We start from the raw sequence: 19,033 nt of genomic DNA, 5'->3' as shown, positions 1-19,033 counted from the left end.
CGCCGCGGGCGACGCGGTCAGCCTGCTCATGCAGGTGGCCGAAGGCAGCGCCGACCCGGCACTAAGTGCGCAAACCGTCAACTGGTCGGTGCTCTGCGACAACTACTGGCGGCCGCTGTCACCGCAGGAGCTGGTTCTCGACACCAGCAATCATTTGCTCGCCAGCGGTATCGTGGCACTCACCCTGCCGCGCGCAACCAGTACCGAACATACCTGGATGCCAAGCGACCTGGTCTGGCTGCGTGCAGCCATCCACGTTGACAGCGCCGCGGCTTGCCAGCTCATCGCGGTAGCCGCGAACGCAGTCGAGGTGGCCTTTGCCGATCAGGGCAACGACCCGGCGCACCTCGCCCGCACCCTTACCGCGGGCAGCATTGCCAAGCTCAAGGCGCCACAGGCGGGAATCAAGAAAGTACAGCAACCCTATGCCGGGTTCGGCGGGCGACCGCAGGAAAGTGATCAAGCACTTACACGCCGAGCCGCGGAGCGGCTGCGTCATCGCAGTCGCTGCATCACACCCTGGGACTACGAACGCCTGCTGCTCGTAGCCTTTCCGTCGGTGCACAAGGTCAAGTGCATTCCGCACGCCAGCGACACCTCCTGGCTTGCTCCGGGCCACGTAATGCTGATCGCGATTCCCGACCTGCGCAATCAGAACGCGGTCGACCCCCTCGCACCGCGTGTCGACCTCGATACCCTGACGCGAATGCGTGAGTTTGTCATGCAGCATTGCGGCATGCAGGTACAAATCAAAGTCAGGAATCCGCGCTACCAGCGCGTGCGGCTCGATTTCAAAGTGCGCTTCCACGCCGGCCATGCCTTCAACTTCTACCGCAACGAACTGGAGCAGGCGCTGATCCGCGCACTCTCACCCTGGGCATTCGACGCGACGCGCCAGATCGAGTTCGGTGGGCACCTCTACCGCTCGGTGCTGCTCGATCTCGTAGAGGAACTGCCTTATGTCGACTTCGTGACCGACTTCCGCATGGGCGTCGTTGATGACCTTGGCGCGGGTTTCAAGGACACGAATGAATTGATCGCCGATGCGCCGGACATCATCTTCGTCTCCGACGCCTCGCACGCCATTGCCGAAGTTCCGCTCCCCTGAGGTCCGATCAAAATGCTGCTGACGCCGACAATCTCACGCACGCCGGAAACCGATCCCGCGCTGGACCAGAAACAGCTCTACGCGCTGGGCCTGGATCACGTGCGGCGGCTCTCGCGCCGTTTGTGGACCGATCACAACATCCACGATCCTGGAATCACCACGCTGGAACTGCTTTGCTATGCGCTGACCGATCTCGCCTATCGCTCGCGTTTCCCGGTCGAAGATCTGCTCGCCGCAGCGGAGAAGAACGCCGAAAACATGGCGGCACAGTTCTTCACGCCGCGCCAGATCCTGCCCAACCGCGCACTGACCGAACGCGACTATCGCAAGCTGCTGATCGACCTGCCGGACGTCAAGAATGCCTGGATCTACCCGGTTGCTCCGGTGTTGTTCGCGGACACTCTGCATGGCGAGCTGCTGCACGAGGATCCGCACACGCCGGGGGTCCGCGAAGTGCGCATCGCCGGGCAATACGGCGTGCGCATCGAATACATGGACTCGGTCAACACGCTGGTCGAGAAGAGTGCCGTGCGCTCTGCCGCCGAATCCCTGCTGCAGGCCAATCGCAATCTCTGCGAAGACTTCGTCGCCTACAATGAAGTGGAGAGCCAACCGTACGCCCTCTGCGCCGAGATCGAGCTGACCCCGGACGCCGATCAGGTGGAGATTGCCGCTCAGATACGCTTCCAGGTCGAGCGCTATCTCGCACCGCCGGTGCGCTGCTACAACCTCAGCCAGATGCTGGCGCGAACCCACCCGGATGGCTCCCCTTACAGCGTGGCCGAAATTTTTGAAGGGCCAGCCCTGCAATGTGGCTTCATCGCCGATGCCGAACTGGACCAGGCTTCGCTGCGCGAGGAAATCCGGCTCTCCGACATCATCAGCATCATCATGGACATTCCCGGTGTGCGTGCGGTGCGCGACATCGTGGTCAACGAATTGTCATGGAACGCACCTGGCAATACCTGGGACTCGGTTGAAGCCATGGACAAATGGCGTATCGCCGTGCCGACGGGAATGCAGCCCACACTCTCCGATGTTGTCGGTCGCTTGGTGTTCTACAAGCGCAATGTGCCGGTGCCGGCCGACCCCGCGAAAGTCGCCACACGAATCGGCGAGCTCGATCAGGCCGAGCAGCTTTCACTCGAAACCTTCAATGCCGAAGACCTGCCAATTCCACTCGGCCGTTCCCGCGACACCGGCAGCTACCATTCCTTTCAGCATCACTTCCCCGAGCTCTACGGCATTTCCAGTGTCGGCTTGTCGACCAGCGCCGACGCAAAACGTCGGGCGCAGGCGTTTCAGCTCAAGGGCTACCTGCTGTTCTTCGATCAGGTGATGGCCAACTATTTTGCGCAGCTCACCAATCTGCGCGCGCTTTTCCGCCGAAATTTTGCCGAGGACTATGCCCTCGACCCGGCGGCGGCGCGCACTGTTTTCGCGCAACGTGTCGAAAGTTTTCCCGACTTTGAAAAGATTTACGGCGAAGGCATCGACGCCAAGGCGCTGGCCGGTTTGCTGGAAGACGACGCCGGTGCGCTGGAGCGCCGAAACGTCATTCTTGACCACCTGCTCGCGCGGTTCGCCGAACAATTCCATCACTACGTGGACATCATTCGTTCGGCCTTTGGAGCAAGCTCGGCAACCGCCGCACTGACCAAGAGCCGCTTCCTGATGGACTACCCGGCGATCGGGGCAGAACGCAGCCTGGCCTGGAACAAGTCGCTCAAGACGACGGATGCCCTGTGGAATTCGCTCAACATCTCCGGCCTGGAGCGGCGCATTGCCCGGCTACTGGGCATCAGCGATTTTTCGCGCCGCAATCTCGGAACGGTCTCCTACGACACCTACGCCGAGCTGGACACGACACCGGACGATGAATTCCGCTTCCGCGTCAAGCATCCGGTCAGCGGCAAGATCCTGCTCTCCAGCAGCACCCACTACGTCACGCCCGAGGCCACCAAGCTGGTCATGGAGCAGGCCATCGTGCGTGCCCAGCTGGTCGAAGGCTACGAGCGCAAGCTCACCGTGGATGGCAAACACTACTTCAATATTGTCGATGCCGAAGGCGAGGTCATCGCGCGGCGCATCGAATACTTTGCGACCCCGGAACTGATGGAAGGTGCAATCGACGCGCTGCTGTCCCACTTTCGCGAGTACTACAGCGGCGAAGGACTCTATCTCATCGAGAACCTGCTGCTTCTGCCCGGCGAAAGCAATCCGCCCTATTTCGAGCCGTTCATGCCGATCTGTATCGATCCGAACTGCACGGACTGCGCGGACGACGATCCTTATTCATACCGCATTCACGTGGTGCTACCCGCCTACGCCGGACGCTTCCAGCATGCGGCGTTTCGCCGCTTTGTCGAAGAGACCATCCGTCACGAGACTCCCGCCCACATCCTGCCCAAGGTGTGCTGGGTCAATGAATCGGACATGGCCGAACTCGAACAGGCCTACCGCGACTGGATCCCTGTCTGCGCCGGAGTCACCAGCACGAACCGCGTCAAGAAGATGCAAAAGCTGATCGGCATCCTGTTCAGGATCAAGAGCGTCTATCCCAAGCGCTTGCTCTACGACTGCAGCAGCGACGAAAGCAAACCCCCCTTCATTGTCGGCCGCACGGCACTGGGCAGTGAAGATTAGCAGGCCTGACCCACGGAGTATGAAAAATGGCTGATCCCGTAAAGACAATCCGTAGTCTGGAAACCTTATCCAGCGAATACAGCGTATTCGAGCGCGACCAGGTGCTCACCGAAGCGCAACTCAATAGCGTGGCACGCTACTTCGACGATCAGGAGCGGCTGACCCGAGTCGAGCTGCTCGGCGTCGGACTGGTCGGCGGCCTGCGCGTCAGCCTGACGTCGGGCAAGATCCGGATCGGCAAGGGACTGGGGCTGACGACGGATGGCGATCTGCTGTTGCTGCCCGCTGACACGGCGTACGACTCGATCAAGGCCTATGACGAAAAGGCGCCTTTCTACGCGCCCTTCTATAGCGGAACGGAAGATGCCCAGGTCATGCTCAAGCTCTGGGAGCTGGTCAAGGAAGGCGAAAGCGACGTTGCCAAGCAGCCGCTCAATACTCTGCCCGGCGCGCTCACGGACTACGTCGTCGTGATGTACATGGAGAGCTACGAACAGGACCACGACCTGTGCAGCGCTGCCGATTGCGACAACCTAGGCATCGTGACCACCCACATGCCGCGCATGCTGTTGGTCTCGCGCATCGATGCCGCAACGCTGCTGACCGTGCTGCCGACTATCGGCAGCGCCGCACTTGAACTGCCGGTACTGAGTGCGCAACGCCCGAAGCTCAGCGTCGCACTGGACAGCACCGGCAAGCTGGCCGCACTCTACCGCGCGGCCTGCAACGGCATTCATGCCTCGCTGATCGCCAGCCTGCCGACGCTTGACGGCAAACTGCCCGGTCTGCTCGCCGAAGCGTTCGCCAGCGATCCGGTCGGCGGCTGGATCGGAAAGCTCAATGCCTTCAACGGCGTATTCGCCAGTCGCGACGCGGGCATTCAGTACTACTACGCTTTTCTCAAAGACCTGGCGGAAACCTGGAACGATCTTCGCGAGCAACTTCTCGACGATGACAGCGTTTTTTGCCCGGAACTCGGCGCTTTTCCCAAGCACCTGCTGCTCGGCGATTTCAGCGTCCCCCCGCAGATGCGTACCGGGCTCTATCCGTCGCCGCTGACCAGCGATGCGCGTACGCCCAGGGCGCATGCCCGTTTCCTGCTGCGCAAACTCGACACCCTGCTGAACGCGGCGAGCTTTCCGCTACCCGCCGCGACGCCGATCCGCATCACGCCAAGCAAGAGCGAAGGAAGCCCGCTGGAGGAACGCGCCATTCCGTTCTACTACGCACACAAGAGCGACTTCCCCGTTCTGCCGGCGTGGAGTTACCGGCTCACCGCACGCAAAGGCGCGCAGCGCAATCAAGGCTACCGCTGGGCGGAGTACACCGGCACAGCCGCGCCGGATGTGTTTGCCACGCAGATCGGTGGCCACGACTTCTTCCGCATCGAAGGCCATCTCGGACAGAAAGTGGATTCCGTCAGCGCGACCCTGAAAGCGGCCATAGCCTCCGCCAACTTGCCGCTGGCCGTGCGCACGGCGCTGCTGCACAACGACCGCAAGAAGATCGTCATCCGTCCGCCACGCTATGGCGACCTGCACCGCTTTCACTATCTGGTACGCAAGGAAGTGACCGCCCAGCTCGATTTCGGCAAGCGCTTCAACCAGGCATTCAAGAACAAGATCGACGCGGCAGCCGGCAAGGACATTCCCGATGTCATCAAGGGCGACAAGGTGGTGGATACCGCCAAGACGGCCTACGACAAGATCAACACCGCCATCGACAAGGCCAGCGCGCCGCTGGGAGTCAAGAAGTACAGCAGCTATCGCCAGACCCTGAGCGACACGAGCGGCAACTGGAAAGCATCTTACAAGGAGGCCATTTCCACCGCTGGCGGCTTCAAGGTTTCATTCGGCGATGTGGTCCGGACCGATTTCTCCAGTCCATTCGATTCGATGATGACGAGCAACCACAGTGCATGGCTCGACTGGCTGGACATCATCATCGACCGTCGCGACGAGCGCGAAGACAAGCGACTGCTGCTCTCGGGATTCATCCAGGAGCACCCTGGCATCGAGCACTCCGGCGGCGTCGCCCGTGGCGGCACCTTCGTGCTGGTCTATGACGACAATGCCAACGTCGTCGCCGATTTCTGCCTGCCCTACTACGTTCAGGAACATTCCGAAGACGAGCCCGACGACGAACCCGATCTCGTTCTGCCGGACTATCGGCTGCCCGACATCTTCGACAAGGGCTACCGGATCATGGAACCGATCGACACCCGCTTTACCAAGGAGCTCAACGCTTTCGAAGCGAAAATCCGGCCGCAATGGATGGAGGAAATCAACATCCAGAAGAACTACTCCAAGTTCTTCCAGGAATCGCTGGGTTCGCTTGGCGATGTTCTGGGCAAGTTCGGTGCCGACGCGCGTGCCGGGGTCAATGTGCTGCCGAATACCAATGATGCCTACCTGAACTCGCTGCTCGAAGACATCCAGGCCAAGACAAACCAGATCGACAAGATGCGCGATCAACTGGCCAAGGGCGACATGCCGGATGAGATTGCCAGCAAGATGAAGGACCAGCTCGATCGTTATCAACAGGACCTAGGCAATACGGTCAAGGAAACGACGCGCCACATGGTCGAAACAAAGACCGATGTCGCTGCTGGCCAGCCGGCCGCCGATGCGCTGCAGGTGATCGGCGGCGCCATCGTCACAATCAAGGACGAGAAGACGCTGAAGAGCATCGCATCCGATTTCAAGGGCATTTCGGCCGGCGCTCCAGCGGCGCAGCAAAACATCGTCAACGGCGTCATGAATGCCGGCGGCATGAGATTCGGCTAAGCAATATCGCTCGCCATGAGTTCTGCCGCGCACCGCATCCGCCGCCAACGCTGGGAGCTGCGCGCCCCTGACGAGGACACGGCGTTCGCGTTGCGCGCGCAGATGCGCAGGGATATCGACAGCGTGCTGATGCCGGCGCTGGAACAGGCCTTCGACGCGCTGGATAGCGGCGACGAAGTCGTACACCTCTCGCGCCTTAGCCTGAAACTCAAGGTACGCAACCTCGAACAACTGGCAGCGGAATTGCCCGCGCTGATCGCGGAACAACTCGACGAAGCACTAGGCGGGGCAGCGGCCCGGATCTCAGGCGCTGCGGGCCGACGGCCTGCGGCAACGCAGCGGCGGATGAACCTGCTGCACTACCTGCACAGCGGCCAGCTCGACTGGCAAGACCTGCACGGCGAAGTCGCCACGCAGGTCGGGACGTTGCGCGAGGCGGCCGTTCAACTGGCGCACGAATGGCAAGGCAATCCGGCCGAAGTGCGTGCTGCACTGCCGGGACGGTTCGATGCGTTGGTTGCATTCTTCTTCCGCTTCCTGCAGCTCCTGCCCGCGTCACTGCATCGCGAATGGATGCCGGCGATGCTCAAGTCCGCTCCCTGGCCCGAAAGCCCGCAGCGCCGGAAACTCGAAAACTGGCCTGCAGCGAAAATGCGGGCCGAGCTGCCGGAACACGGCCAGTTGCAGATACAGGCGATCCAACTGAGTATGGCCTGGGCGGAGCGAATTCCGGATGACGATGAGCTGCGACCCGCTCTGCTCGCGCTGCCCGGCAACGATGGCACGCTGATGAGAGCGCTTGGACCACTGCTGTATTCCGATGACGGAATACGGGCTGGCGAAGGAGCGGCTCAACGAGCGTCGGACAACCGAAACACCGGCGAATCCGATACGCGCGCTCCCGAACAGGACGAACCGTCCACGCCGAGCGGCCCGAATGCGGCACCGACCGATGCACGCTCCCTTGACGACCGGCCGGACACCAACAGCATCGTCAGCCCGCCGACCGAAAACGACGCTGGCATCGACGGCGCTGGCCTGCGCGTGCACTCCGCGGGTCTTGTACTGGCGCATCCTTTCCTGAGCAGCCTGTTCGCCGCACGCGGCTTGCTCGACGAAGACGGCACGAAGCTCTCGCCTTTCGAATTGCCACACGCCGCTGCGCTGCTGCACTGGCTGGCCTGCGGGCGCGAGGCGATTTTCGAGTTCGAGTTGGGACTGATCAAGCCGCTGCTTGGACTGCAGCCGACAGACCCGCTGCCGGTCACACAAGGCTTGCTCAATGCCGAAGATCGCGAGGAATGCCAGGCGCTGCTTGCGGCGATGGTCACCCATTGGCCTGCACTGCGCTCGACCAGCGTCGAGGGTCTGCAAGTCTCTTTTCTGCAGCGACCGGGTTTGCTGCGTCCGACGGATGCGGGCTGGCAGCTGCAGCTTGAATCCGAATCATTCGACCTGCTTCTCGCGCAACTGCCGTGGAGCATCAGCATTGTGAAACTGCCATGGATGACCAAACCGATATTCACCGACTGGCCGTCGCCCTGATCGCCAACGCGCAGGATCTGGCGCGTGAGCTCGACTGGCTCGCCACCCTGCTCGAGGTGCGCCTGAAGACATGGTTTGCCGAACCATCGCAAAGCCCGCCGCTGCCGCTGGCTGGCGCCAAGCCGCCGGCATTGGACAGCAGCAGCTCGACCTACGCGAACTTTCTCGCGGAGCACGATTTCTCGGCAGCGGAACGGCTGATTGTCGCGCTCGCCCTGGCACCGCATTTGCGTCCGCAACTCCTCGATGTCCTGTTGATCCGCAACGACATCACCCAGCGCGGCTTCACCGAATTCGGCGGTTCGGCCGCTTCGGGCTCCGGCTTCATACCCAGCGTCGAGACCGCGCTGTTCCTTCTCGCCGGCGACGATCTTGCCGAGCGGCTGAAAGTGTCGCGCCTGTTCGAACCCGGCGAGCGCCTCGCGCGTCTCGATGTGCTTCAGGCAGCGGGTGTCGTGCCCGGCGAGCCGCTGGCGGGCGGCGTGTTGCGGGTGTCGCAGCGCTTCCTCGGCATGGTCACGCGCGGCCGCGAAACCGGCCCGGACTACAGCCAGCATTTCCCGGCACGACGCGTCGATACCGGCATGCGCTGGGAAGATCTGGTGTTGCCTGAAGCCACGCTCGCGCAACTCGAAGAGATTCGCAACTGGTTGCAGCACGGCGAAACCCTGTTGAACGATTGGGGCATGAGCCACCGCCTGCGCCCCGGCTTCACCAGCCTGTTCTACGGTCCGCCGGGCACCGGCAAGACGCTGTCGGCCTGCCTGCTCGGCAAACTGTGCGACTGCGAAGTCTACAAGATCGACCTCTCGATGGTCGTCTCCAAGTACATCGGCGAAACCGAGAAGAATCTGGCCCGCGTCTTCGACCAGGCCGAGAACCAGCGCTGGATCCTGTTCTTCGACGAAGCCGACGCGCTGTTCGGCAAGCGCACCACGGTCAGCGACTCGCATGACCGATATGCCAATCAGGAAGTCAGTTTCCTGTTGCAACGAATCGAGGAATTCAATGGTGTTGTCATTCTCGCCTCCAACCTCAAGGGCAATATCGACGACGCCTTTCTGCGCCGCTTCCAGTCGGTGGTGAACTTCCCGTTGCCGCGCGCATCCGATCGCCTGCGCCTGTGGCGCGAAGCCTTCCCGCCGCGCGTCACCCTCGACCCGCGCCTCGACCTGCCCCGCCTGGCCGAGCGGCACGAACTCTCCGGCGGCACCATCATGAATGTCTCGCGTTACGCCTCGCTCCGGGCTCTCGCACGTGGCGACACCGTGATTCGTGCGGCCGATGTCGAAGAAGGCATCCGGCGGGAACTCAACAAGGAAGGGCGGGCGCTGTAGCCCCGTTTCACCCATGCCGACACCGGGGGCCAGACTCGTCAACCGACCGGCAACACCGCCTCGCGTCATCACACCCGCCCCCGCTGCCGCGACGCACGCCAATCCGGCCAACGCCACAGCAGCCACCAAAGCCGGTCACACTTCCCGAAGCGGCGCCGGCATTACCCAGACCCTGCAGAACGTACTGGCCCGCAAGCCGCCACCGGTCGTACCGGATAAGGCGCGCCAGGGGAAGGCGCCAGGAACACTGGCGGAAGACGTAAAGCCACCGACCAGGCTACCTCCCAGCCTGCGGCCGTTTTCAGCGGTTTCGGCGGCGCTCGACAAACCTTCCGACGACAAGCCCGACGCCGAACAGCGCCCGCTCAAGCCTCCCGCAAACGCCGCACCAACACCGCTCGAAAAGACGGCCACACAGGCGGCTACGGCGAAGCCACCGCCCGAGGCAGTCACCCCGGAGCCCAGGACGGCACCGACCACTGCCAGTGCCGGCAAGACGGATACAGGCACGCCAGCGAAGGCGGAATCGCTGCTGGCGCCGCCGGCAAGCGAAAAATCCCCGACACCCGCAACACCAGACAAAGCAGCCACCCCGGACAAGGCCGCAATACCCAGGGACGGCGACAAGGATGCCGAAGCCGGTACGCCGCCTGCAGCCGCTGCGAGCAAAGACGCCACGCCCTCGGCCGCGGCGCCGGCTCAAGCCGAAACACCGACGGGTCCTGCCGCGGCGCCAGCCGGCGCCGGACGCGCTGCTCCCGGTGCGGCGGCAAACGCGGAGAAAACGGATGCTGCCGATTCGAGCAAGGTGGCAAATGACGCAGCACCCGCTGCCGCACCCCATGCCACACCGCAGGCCGGCAGCGCCGCCCCGGATATCGGCCCCGCAGCCGAAGCGGCCGGGCCGCGCGAGCAAGCCGACGCCAATCTGGCGCGCATCGCCAATGCCGAACCCTCGCCGCTCCAGGCTCAGGCACTGGTACAGGCCGCACTGATCGACAGCGACACGCGCCAGAGCGAGGCACGCATCGCACAACTCGCGGCCCAGCGCCAGCAAACCGTGAACAGCCATGTCGTCGCCGCGCAGCACATGCTGAGTGGATTTGTCGCTACCGGACTGGCCAGTGCGCGCGGCTTCATTTTCGGCAAACAGGCGCAGGTTCAAAGCGCCGCCGTCGGTGCGCTGAGCTGGCTCGCCGGTGCCGTGACCGGAGCGCTGCAAGCGGCGCAGCTCAACGCCGAGCTGGCCCGTTTGCGCGTGCAAACCAGTTTGGGCAGTCTGTCGCTCAGCCTGCAGGAGCGAGTCAGCGGCATCGCCGGGCGCATCACCGGATTTCTCAACAGCTTCTCTTTGCCCGATCTGCCGGGCGTCGCCACCTTGCGCAATCTGGCCACGGGCATGCTCAACGGCGCGGCCAATCTGGTCAACCAGGCGCTGGGCGGCACGCTGGCCCTGCTCGGACAGATCGCCAACGCCGGATTCGGTTTGCTCGACGCACTGCTGAACGCCTGCTCGGCCACGCTCGGCTCGCTGCTCGCCATGGCCAGCGCGGCCATCACCAACAGTCTGCGGCTGCTGACGCAAGCGCTCAACAGCGTGATGTCGGCGATCGCCGCCATGCTCAATCGCGTCATGCACGGCATTGTCATCCCCGCCATCGGGCGCGTGGGCGCGCTGGCTACACACTGGATCGGCCGCGTGCGGCGCACCGCCGTACAAGCGCTGCACGACAACCGCCGCAAGGCGCAAGAGGCGCTGGCCGACGCGCTCGCTCCCCGCGGGTCCGACAACAACGGAAATGCGCCGCCCGCCGACCCGCTGCCCAACGAGGCTGCACGCTTCGACGCGCTACGGCAAATCCGTCAGGATGCACTGCACAGCAACCAGGGCATCGTGCGACTGTTCAATCTGCTGACCGGCGGCACCTTCGCCGCCATTCTGCGCGCCATCGCCACCGGCGTCACGCAGGTACTCGGTGGCATCGGCCGCCTGGTTGGCGGACTGCTAAGCCGCATCGGACTGCTCACCACGCAGGCATTGCAGTCCATCAGCCAGGTCATCCAGCGGATCGGCCAGACGCTCAGCGACATCGGCGGAGCGCTTTCGCGGCTGCTGAGCGACCAGCTCGACGCCATCGGCCGTCTGCTGCAAAACCCGATCGATCACGTATTGCGCTTCGCCGGCAATGCGTTCGACCGCATCAGCGGTTTCATTCGCACGCAGGTCAGCAATTTCATTCGCGCCGTAACCGGGTCATCAGGCAGTTCGGCCAGCCAAATCGTCGGCGAGTTCAGCCCGGCTGCCAGCGCGCTGGTGTCTCCCGGCGTCACGCCGCACGGGCCGATCACCAAGCCGCTACCGACGCTGATCGAATTCATCCTCCGCGTCGCTGCGCCTCTTGTGGTGGCCGGCGTCACGGCGCTGATGGTCTTCCTGTTCGGCACCGAACTGGCGCTGATCATCATGGCCAATCCACTGCTCGCCATTGCGATACTGGTGGTGCTGGCCCTTCTGCTGTTACTGTTTCTCGCGCTGCTGTACGCGCTGCTCAAATTCATCCTGCGCATCATCAAGCCGAAGCCGCCGAAGAAACCCGTCAAGCGCGTCATTCGCATCACCCCGGCGAAACCCGAGCTGGGCGTCGGCGGGCGAGACCTGCGCGTCGACGCCACTGTCAGCCCCGGCTCGCCGCGCAACCCGCCACTGACCTGGACGATCAACCCCGGCGGCACGCCGCCCACCGGCGTGTCGGTACTCGGCGCCGGGCGTCGCGTAAAACTGCACTCGGCCCACCCGCCTCATGCGACGGTGCTGGGCGGCACCGGTTTCACCGTGCGCGCCGCGCTCGCCACCAACCCGGCCGACTCGGCCGATTCGGCATCGATCAATCTTATCCAGGTGTTGAGTGCCGACTACACCGCGAACCCGCCGCTGGCCAATGTGCCGTCGTTGATTCCCGGCGTGGCACCGCCCAACACCGGCGAACCCAATCGCGATGGCATTTTCGGCAACACGGTCGCGGTCAATGCCACCACCGCCCCGACGCCGCGCAGCCTGCAGCTCACTTTGCGGCGCGCCCTCGGCGCTCGCGTGTCGGGAATGTCGGTCAAGCCCGGCAGCAGCACGGGCGACGTCGGCTTGCGCATCGCCGACCGCGCCACCGGCGCGACGCTCGACGAAACCCGCCCGTCCACGACGGGGCCCGCGACGCTGATGGCCGACCTGACCATCAATGCCGTCCCGACCCGTGTCTCGGGGCTGGCCAACGCCGGCAACCTCGGCCCCTACGGCGTACTCAACACCATCACCTTCGCCAGCTCCGACAGTCAGCACCCGCCGCTCACGCGCATCACCGGCGAGTTGATCACCAACGGCGGCGACCAGCTCAACGTCCCGCCGCCGAACGCCGGCTTCAATAACAGCTTCCTGCTCAGCCTGGCGGTACCGGCCAATCAATGGAACGATCAACTGATCACGCCGTCGGGCATTGCCAACGCCACCGACGGCCGCCCGGCGATCGACGTCAATCGCTTTGTCGGCCCGGGAGTTCCACAGTTGCCGCGAGCGCTGATCTACCGCCAGCGCTTCCAGTATTCCGCCTGGCAGGGCGCCGGCACGGTGATCAGCAAAACCATTGCCGACGGAAAGCACATCCGCTCGCTGATCGGCGTGCCGGGCACCTTCCAGTTCAAGACCGAACACCGCTTTGGCAGCGTCGCCGCCGCACCGCGCATCGAACCCTATGTCGGCAATCCGCTGATCGTGCTCAGCAACATGACCCAGACATTGGCGCCTGGAGCCACGTCGCTGGCCGCGGACAACACCAGCACGGCGGCCATCGCCATCACTTCCAGCGTGGCCGGGCGCACGATCAACTGGAGCGTGCGCACCGGAGACATGAGCTTCATCGCCGGCAATCCGTCGACACCGCCGGCGACGGCGACGCTGCGCGCCGGGGTTCAGGCCGGCAACTTCACCATCCGTGCCGCCGACAGCGTTTTTGCGAATCGCCAGCTCGATGGTCTGATCCGCGTTGCCAAGGTGGTGCTGGCCAACATGCGCGCGGCCGACCCCAGCGTACCCCCCGGCAGCCTGAGTACGACCGTTTCGCTCGACGCCCAACCCGGCGCCCGTACTGTCAACTGGTCGGTCGATGCGACCGCCGCCGCTGCCGGCGTCACCGTCACGCCGGGCAGCACAGGTCCGGGAGCGCCGGCGATGACCGTTACCGTGACGCGCCCGGCCGGCTTCACCGGCCGCGTCACCGTCACCGCGGCCGACGCGGTGATTGCCAGCCGCACGTCCACCGTGCGTATCCGGTTCAAATAATCCGATGAGCGCCGTCGCCGCCCCGCTGGTCAACCGCGCCGCCACCGTCACCAAACCGGTGATGGCCCGGCCGCCGTTGCTGCGCATCGCATCGCCGCCGGTGACTGTCCAGTGCGCATCATCCCTGCGCGTCTCTTCACCGCACGACCCGGCCGAGAAGGAAGCCGAAGCGACCGCCCGCCGCGTGATGTACCAGCCCGCACCAGCGCACGGCCTGCGCGGCATCGCCGACGCCGCCAGACCGTCGACGCAACTGGCGCGCATGGCCGGTCACATCGTGCAGCGCGACACGGCCCTTGCCCGCATCATGCGCCAGGGCGTACCGCCGTCGCTGCGGCAATCGGGGCTGATCGCCCGCGCCCAGCAAGAGGGGCAACCTTCTACATCGGCCAACATCGACGCCGAGATCCGCAGCAGCCAGTCTACGGGTACGCCGCTGCCGCCGAGCGTGCGGCGCTTCATGGAACCGCGCTTTGCGGCCGACTTCGGCAATGTCCGGGTACACACCGGCGACAAGGCGGCGAACCTGAGCCGGCAACTGTCGGCCCGCGCCTTTACCGTCGGCAGCAGCATCTTCTTCGGCGAGGGCCAGTACCAGCCCGACAGCCACGACGGGCGCGAACTGCTGGCGCACGAGCTGACGCATACCATCCAGCAGGGCGCGGCCACGCAGGCACTGCCCGTGCAACGCAGCACCGTACCCGAAGTCCGCCAGCGCAGCGGCGACTTGGCGCAACGCGGCTTCCTGCCCGACCCCTTCGAGTACATTTCAAACAAGGCCAACTCGATTCCCGGCTTCACGATGTTCACCGTGGTCATCGGCTTCAACCCGGTCACCAAGGCCAGCGTCGACCGCAGCGCGGGCAACATCCTGCGCGGTGCCATCGAGCTGATCCCCGGTGGCAGTTACATCACCGAAGCGCTCAACAACCACGGCATCTTCGACAAGATCAGCACCTGGACCAAGACCCAGTTCGACACGCTCAAGGACATCGGCAGCAACATCTGGACCGACATCAAGCAATTCGTCAAGGGCCTCGGCCCCCGGGATCTGGGCGACCTCGAAGGGGCGTGGAACCGCGGCAAGCGGATCCTGACCGGGCCGATCGACCAGATGATCGCCTTCGCCAAGAATCTCAAGGACGGCATCGTCCAACTGATCAAGGACGCCATCCTCAAGCCGATCGGCGCCTACGCGCAGACCACGTCGGGCTACAAGATCCTTTGCGGCATCATGGGCAGCGACCCCATTACCGGCGATGCCGCCTCGCTCGACGGCGAGCAACTGATGGGCAGCTTCATGGACTTCATCGGTCAGGGCGACACCTGGGCCACGATCAAGACGGCCAAAGCCATACCGCGCACGGTGGCGTGGTTCAAGCAGAACACGGCCATCCTCAAGCAGAAAGTGGCGTCCATCCCCAGCCTGTTTGTCACAGCGCTGAAGTCGCTGACGATCGCCGACATCGTGCTGATCCCGCTCGCCTTCGTCAAACTCGGCAAGGTCTTCGCGAACTTCGCCGGCGACTTCATCAGTTGGGGCGCCAAGGCCGTGTGGGATTTGCTGGAAATCGTCTTCGACGTGGTCAAGCCCGGCGTCATGGGCTACGTCAAGCGCACCGGCGGCGCCATCAAGGGCATTCTGAAGAACCCGATGCCTTTCGTCGGGAATCTCGCCCGCGCCGCCAAGACCGGCTTCAACATGTTTGCCGGCAACTTCCTGAACCATCTCAAGAGCGGGCTACTCAACTGGCTCACCGGTTCGCTGCCCGGCGTCTACATCCCGAAGTCTTTCGCCCTGCTGGAGCTCTTCAAACTCGGCCTGTCGGTGCTGGGGCTGACGTGGGCCAACATGCGTGCCAAGCTCGTCAAGGTGCTGGGCGAGCCCGCCGTGGCCGTCGCCGAGGGTACCGTCGAAGTCGTCAAGACGCTCGTGCGCGAAGGGCCGGTCGCTGCATGGGCACAAATCAAGGGCCACCTCAGCAGCCTCACCGGCATGATTGTCGACGGCATCACCAGTCTCGTCGTCGATGCCGTCGTCAAGAAGGCCATCCCCAAGGTCGTCGCCATGTTCATCCCCGGCGCCGGCTTCATCAGCGCCATCCTCTCCATCGTCGATCTGGCCGTGACGGTGTACGCCAAGATCAAGCAGATCGCTGCCGTCGGCAGCGCCATCGTCAGCAGTATCGTGCAAATTGCCGCCGGCAACATCGGCGCGGCGGCCAAGAAGGTGGAGAGCATCCTTGCCGGCATGCTTTCACTGGCCATCAGCTTCCTCGCCGGCTTCGCCGGGCTGGGCAAGATCGCCGACAAGATCATGGGCGTCATCCAGAAGATACGCGCGCCGGTCGACAAGGCGCTGGATGCAGCCATCGCCTGGGTAGCGGGCATTGCCAGGAAGTTGTTGGGCAAGATCATGGGCAAGGCAGCCGACGAGCGTAGCCCGGCGGAAAAACAGGCGGATCTCGACAAGGGAATTGCCGAGGCGCAGGCCTTGCAATCCGACCCCAAGGCTACCGAAGCGTCGATCCGCAAGGGGCTCGGCAAGATCAAGAGCAAGTACAAGATGAAGTCGCTCGACATCGTGGTCGACGCCGACAGCGAACTGGAGGAAACACTGCATGTCACGGGCGAGGTCAACCCGAAGAAATCGACGCCGTCGGCACGCATCCAGAAAGACGGCACCGTCGGCCCGCTGGGCATCGTGCGCAAGATGCTGAGCTGGACGGCCGACACCCTGAAGCGACTGTTCAAAGACCCGATCTGGAACAAGTTCAAAGCCAAGCTACGCGGCAAGTACGAATCGGCCGGGCTGGCGATCCGCCACAAGGTATCGATCAGCGACACGATCAAGAATACCGACGCCGCGATTGCGCCGAAGAAACCCGAACCGGCAGCGGACTTGCTGGCCGCCAAAGGCCATCCGGTCGAAGGCAAGCCCAAGACGAAACCGAAGATCGTCGCTTCCGCGCGCTCTTACCTGCAGGCTGCGAACAACGACCCCAACAACCTTTTCATCGGCGATGCTTTCATCAACAGCGTCATCGTCAAGGAACGCTACGACGCCGGCGACACGGGCGACGCCAGCGCCGCCGAGCACGTGGCCCAACGCGAGGATTTCGTCGAGACCTGGGGCTTCAAGGACGAGGAGTTCGTCATCACCATGCAACGCAAGTCCAAGCGGCTCGGCACCAGCCTGGAAACGGAGACCCGCAAGAGCAGTGGCAAAAGCGACGTGCCAGTCAGCCCTTGATGTGGGCGCAGCGCATTGGCCGAACTTCCGTCGATGCCTTTGGGAGACGCTTGCCAAAATGCCGTATAAATCGTCTAATCCGATTTGGATAAGAGAGTTGGACAGGTGACGCAATTGAAGACAATTTGCGGCCTCACCTAATTGGAGCAAGTCATTGACGAAATACAGAAAGATACTGAACACCGGGTTTGTAGGCGTCCTATTTGACGGGATGTTTTGCGTCATGACGGAATACTCTGCGTCAAATAGGCGCCCCACTTTACGTTAGAACTTTCGATTTCCTTCACGCGCTCCATGAAACTTTCGTCTCCTGTGTCGCCTGAATACAACCATTCAGACTCCCTCATGAGGGCTGCCGTTCGTCGTGCCAAGTGCTCAATTCCACGCAGCTTGGCGAGCGTCGCCGGCTCGAATTTGTTTGGGGTTTCGCCCCACTCATTCACTTTGTCCGCTTCGTCAAGCCTTAAACCCAGTTCGTCCGCGAACTGATTCACTCGACTGTATGCATAATCGAAACTTCCACCGCTCATTTCTTTCTCCTTTTCAGCCAAGTTCTAACCCTTCGCTCAACCGGACTCCGTTCCGGAGCCGGGTAGCTGGGCGTTAGATCACTCGAACTATGGGCATCGACGACGTTTCCCCTAAGCAAATCCGCGCATTCCAACGGTTCTTGGCGGTGCTACCTCATGGAAAGGATCAAGACCTTGTGCTTCTCAAAGCGCACCTATTGATCGAAGAGCAAGTACGCCAAATTATCGACGAGAGACTCAAGAACCCAGGTGCGCTTATTGATACACGCATCGACTGTCATCAAGCAATATGCCTTGCGCAGTCTTTCTTTCCAGTCGACTTCCAGCCGTGGCTTTGGACTGCGTTGAAGAAGCTAAACAAAATCAGAAACGACATCGCACACAAGTTGGAACCGAAGGGGCTGAACGACAAGATCAAAGATTTCGTTGCTTCGTTTCCGTCTGGTTTCGCAGACGCAACTCCGGATGCGGAGCGCTTTGAGTTGACTCTTTGGTCGGTATTCGTCGCCGTATCCGATCTCGTAGAAACTCCTTCGGCACAAATCATTGAACTGGTGCCCAACAATGAACCGTGATCTAACCCGGCGCTCAACCTCGCTCCTTTCAGTCGCTGGACGCTGCGCGATAAAGCCGCGCAGCGCCGGTTAGCTCTACTACAAGGGCTTCCCCGACTTCGCAAGAGCGCGTGATCGGTTGCGTGATGGTTTTTCAGTTCATCGTTTTTCCTGATCTGGTTTCGGTTCGACTGCGTGTGTCTGACAAGAAGATGGCGGACTGCGAAACTACAACCGGTCATTCTGGACAAATTGTCCGGACCCTGATGAAAGACGCGCGCCGGGACCTCAATCGTTAGTCGGGAATGACTTCTTCCCCGTGAGCTAATCAGGCGCTCCCGGCGCGGGTCCAACCCGCTTCACATCAACGCATGCAGCGCACTGGTGATTCCTGGCCGCCCTCTGGCGGCACGTGTATTCCTTTCCGTATCCTTTCCCTATAGACGCTCTTGCAGTGGATCAGGCCGTGCTCTGGCTGAGCCGGAAATCCTCGCCGTAGTGAAGTACCGCCCAGGCCAGCCGCGCATTCTTGGCGGCAATGGCCACCACCGCCCGCCAGTACCCCCGCCGTTCGACCAAACGGCGTGCCCAGCGGCTGAAGCCATCCTGTTTGTCGCTCAGCCCGGAGAGAATGGCGCGGGCGCCCATGACCAGCAGACTTCTGAGATAAGCGTCACCCGCCTTGGTGATGCGCCCCAGCCGGGACTTGCCGCCACTGCTGTATTGTCCCGGCACCAGTCCGATCCATGCGGCGATCTGGCGGCCGTTCTTGAAGTCGTGTCCGTTGCCAATGCTGGCCAGGAGTGCGCTGGCGGTGACGGGGCCGATACCGGGGCGTTGCATCAGGCGCTTGCTGCGTGCGTCCTCGCGAGCGGTCTGGCCGATCAGCCGGTCGTACTCCGCAATCCTGGCATCGAGCGCATCAGCGTGGGCGAGCAGATCTC

At 63.0% G+C, this 19,033-nt stretch carries 10 protein-coding genes; 8 read left to right on the top strand and 2 right to left on the bottom strand.

The features are described 5' to 3' along the window. The 7 genes from PROAA_RS14635 to PROAA_RS14605 form a co-directional block, all read left to right on the top strand. Positions 1–1,108: baseplate J/gp47 family protein (locus PROAA_RS14635; RefSeq protein ID WP_186412043.1), on the top strand; the 1,108-nt coding region annotated here is incomplete at its 5' end. 12 nt (positions 1,109–1,120) lie between these two features. Then, entirely contained in the window at positions 1,121–3,754 is a 2,634-nt protein-coding gene (locus PROAA_RS14630; RefSeq protein WP_222102289.1) for a YegP family protein, read from the top strand. A gap of 26 nt (positions 3,755–3,780) precedes the next feature. Continuing rightward, positions 3,781–6,540, top strand: a complete 2,760-nt coding sequence (locus PROAA_RS14625; protein WP_186412042.1) for a hypothetical protein — start codon at positions 3,781–3,783, stop codon at positions 6,538–6,540. 15 nt (positions 6,541–6,555) lie between these two features. Then, entirely contained in the window at positions 6,556–8,085 is a 1,530-nt protein-coding gene (locus PROAA_RS14620; protein WP_186412041.1) for a contractile injection system tape measure protein, read from the top strand. Then, a complete protein-coding gene (locus PROAA_RS14615; RefSeq protein ID WP_186412040.1) occupies positions 8,043–9,422 on the top strand; it encodes an ATP-binding protein in 1,380 nt (459 codons plus the stop codon). The genes PROAA_RS14620 and PROAA_RS14615 overlap by 43 nt, the downstream gene beginning before the upstream one ends. A gap of 13 nt (positions 9,423–9,435) precedes the next feature. Continuing rightward, positions 9,436–13,752, top strand: a complete 4,317-nt coding sequence (locus PROAA_RS14610; RefSeq protein WP_186412039.1) for a hypothetical protein — start codon at positions 9,436–9,438, stop codon at positions 13,750–13,752. A 4-nt stretch (positions 13,753–13,756) separates the two neighbouring features. Beyond that, complete coding sequence (locus PROAA_RS14605) at positions 13,757–17,005, top strand: eCIS core domain-containing protein (RefSeq protein ID WP_186412038.1); 3,249 nt, start codon at positions 13,757–13,759, stop codon at positions 17,003–17,005. Between the two features lie 221 nt (positions 17,006–17,226). Here PROAA_RS14605 and PROAA_RS14600 read toward each other — a convergent pair whose 3' ends face one another. Further along, complete coding sequence (locus PROAA_RS14600; RefSeq protein ID WP_186412037.1) at positions 17,227–17,556, bottom strand: hypothetical protein; 330 nt, start codon at positions 17,554–17,556, stop codon at positions 17,227–17,229. A gap of 68 nt (positions 17,557–17,624) precedes the next feature. Here PROAA_RS14600 and PROAA_RS14595 point away from each other — a divergent pair, with 68 nt between their 5' ends. Then, positions 17,625–18,110: a hypothetical protein gene (locus tag PROAA_RS14595; protein WP_186412036.1), complete on the top strand. Its 486-nt coding sequence runs from the start codon at positions 17,625–17,627 to the stop codon at positions 18,108–18,110. A 438-nt stretch (positions 18,111–18,548) separates the two neighbouring features. Here PROAA_RS14595 and PROAA_RS14590 read toward each other — a convergent pair. After that, positions 18,549–19,033, bottom strand: a 485-nt coding sequence (locus PROAA_RS14590) for an IS110 family RNA-guided transposase (protein ID WP_186412035.1), incomplete at its 5' end; no start/stop codon positions are given.

This window comes from Candidatus Propionivibrio aalborgensis, from assembly GCF_900089945.1.
In the GTDB taxonomy this organism is placed as follows: domain Bacteria; phylum Pseudomonadota; class Gammaproteobacteria; order Burkholderiales; family Rhodocyclaceae; genus Propionivibrio; species Propionivibrio aalborgensis.
The sequence above is the reverse complement of the archived record's forward strand: the minus strand, read 5'-3'. Positions and strand labels throughout refer to the sequence as shown.

Bases quoted from the DNA above. Each gene is read 5' to 3' on its own strand.
- PROAA_RS14630 (WP_222102289.1), top strand. From the start codon at position 1,121: ATGCTGCTGACGCCGACAATCTCACGCACGCCGGAAACCGATCCCGCG.
- PROAA_RS14625 (WP_186412042.1), top strand. From the start codon at position 3,781: ATGGCTGATCCCGTAAAGACAATCCGTAGTCTGGAAACCTTATCCAGC.
- PROAA_RS14620 (WP_186412041.1), top strand. From the start codon at position 6,556: ATGAGTTCTGCCGCGCACCGCATCCGCCGCCAACGCTGGGAGCTGCGC.
- PROAA_RS14615 (WP_186412040.1), top strand. From the start codon at position 8,043: ATGGATGACCAAACCGATATTCACCGACTGGCCGTCGCCCTGATCGCC.
- PROAA_RS14610 (WP_186412039.1), top strand. From the start codon at position 9,436: ATGCCGACACCGGGGGCCAGACTCGTCAACCGACCGGCAACACCGCCT.
- PROAA_RS14605 (WP_186412038.1), top strand. From the start codon at position 13,757: ATGAGCGCCGTCGCCGCCCCGCTGGTCAACCGCGCCGCCACCGTCACC.
- PROAA_RS14595 (WP_186412036.1), top strand. From the start codon at position 17,625: ATGGGCATCGACGACGTTTCCCCTAAGCAAATCCGCGCATTCCAACGG.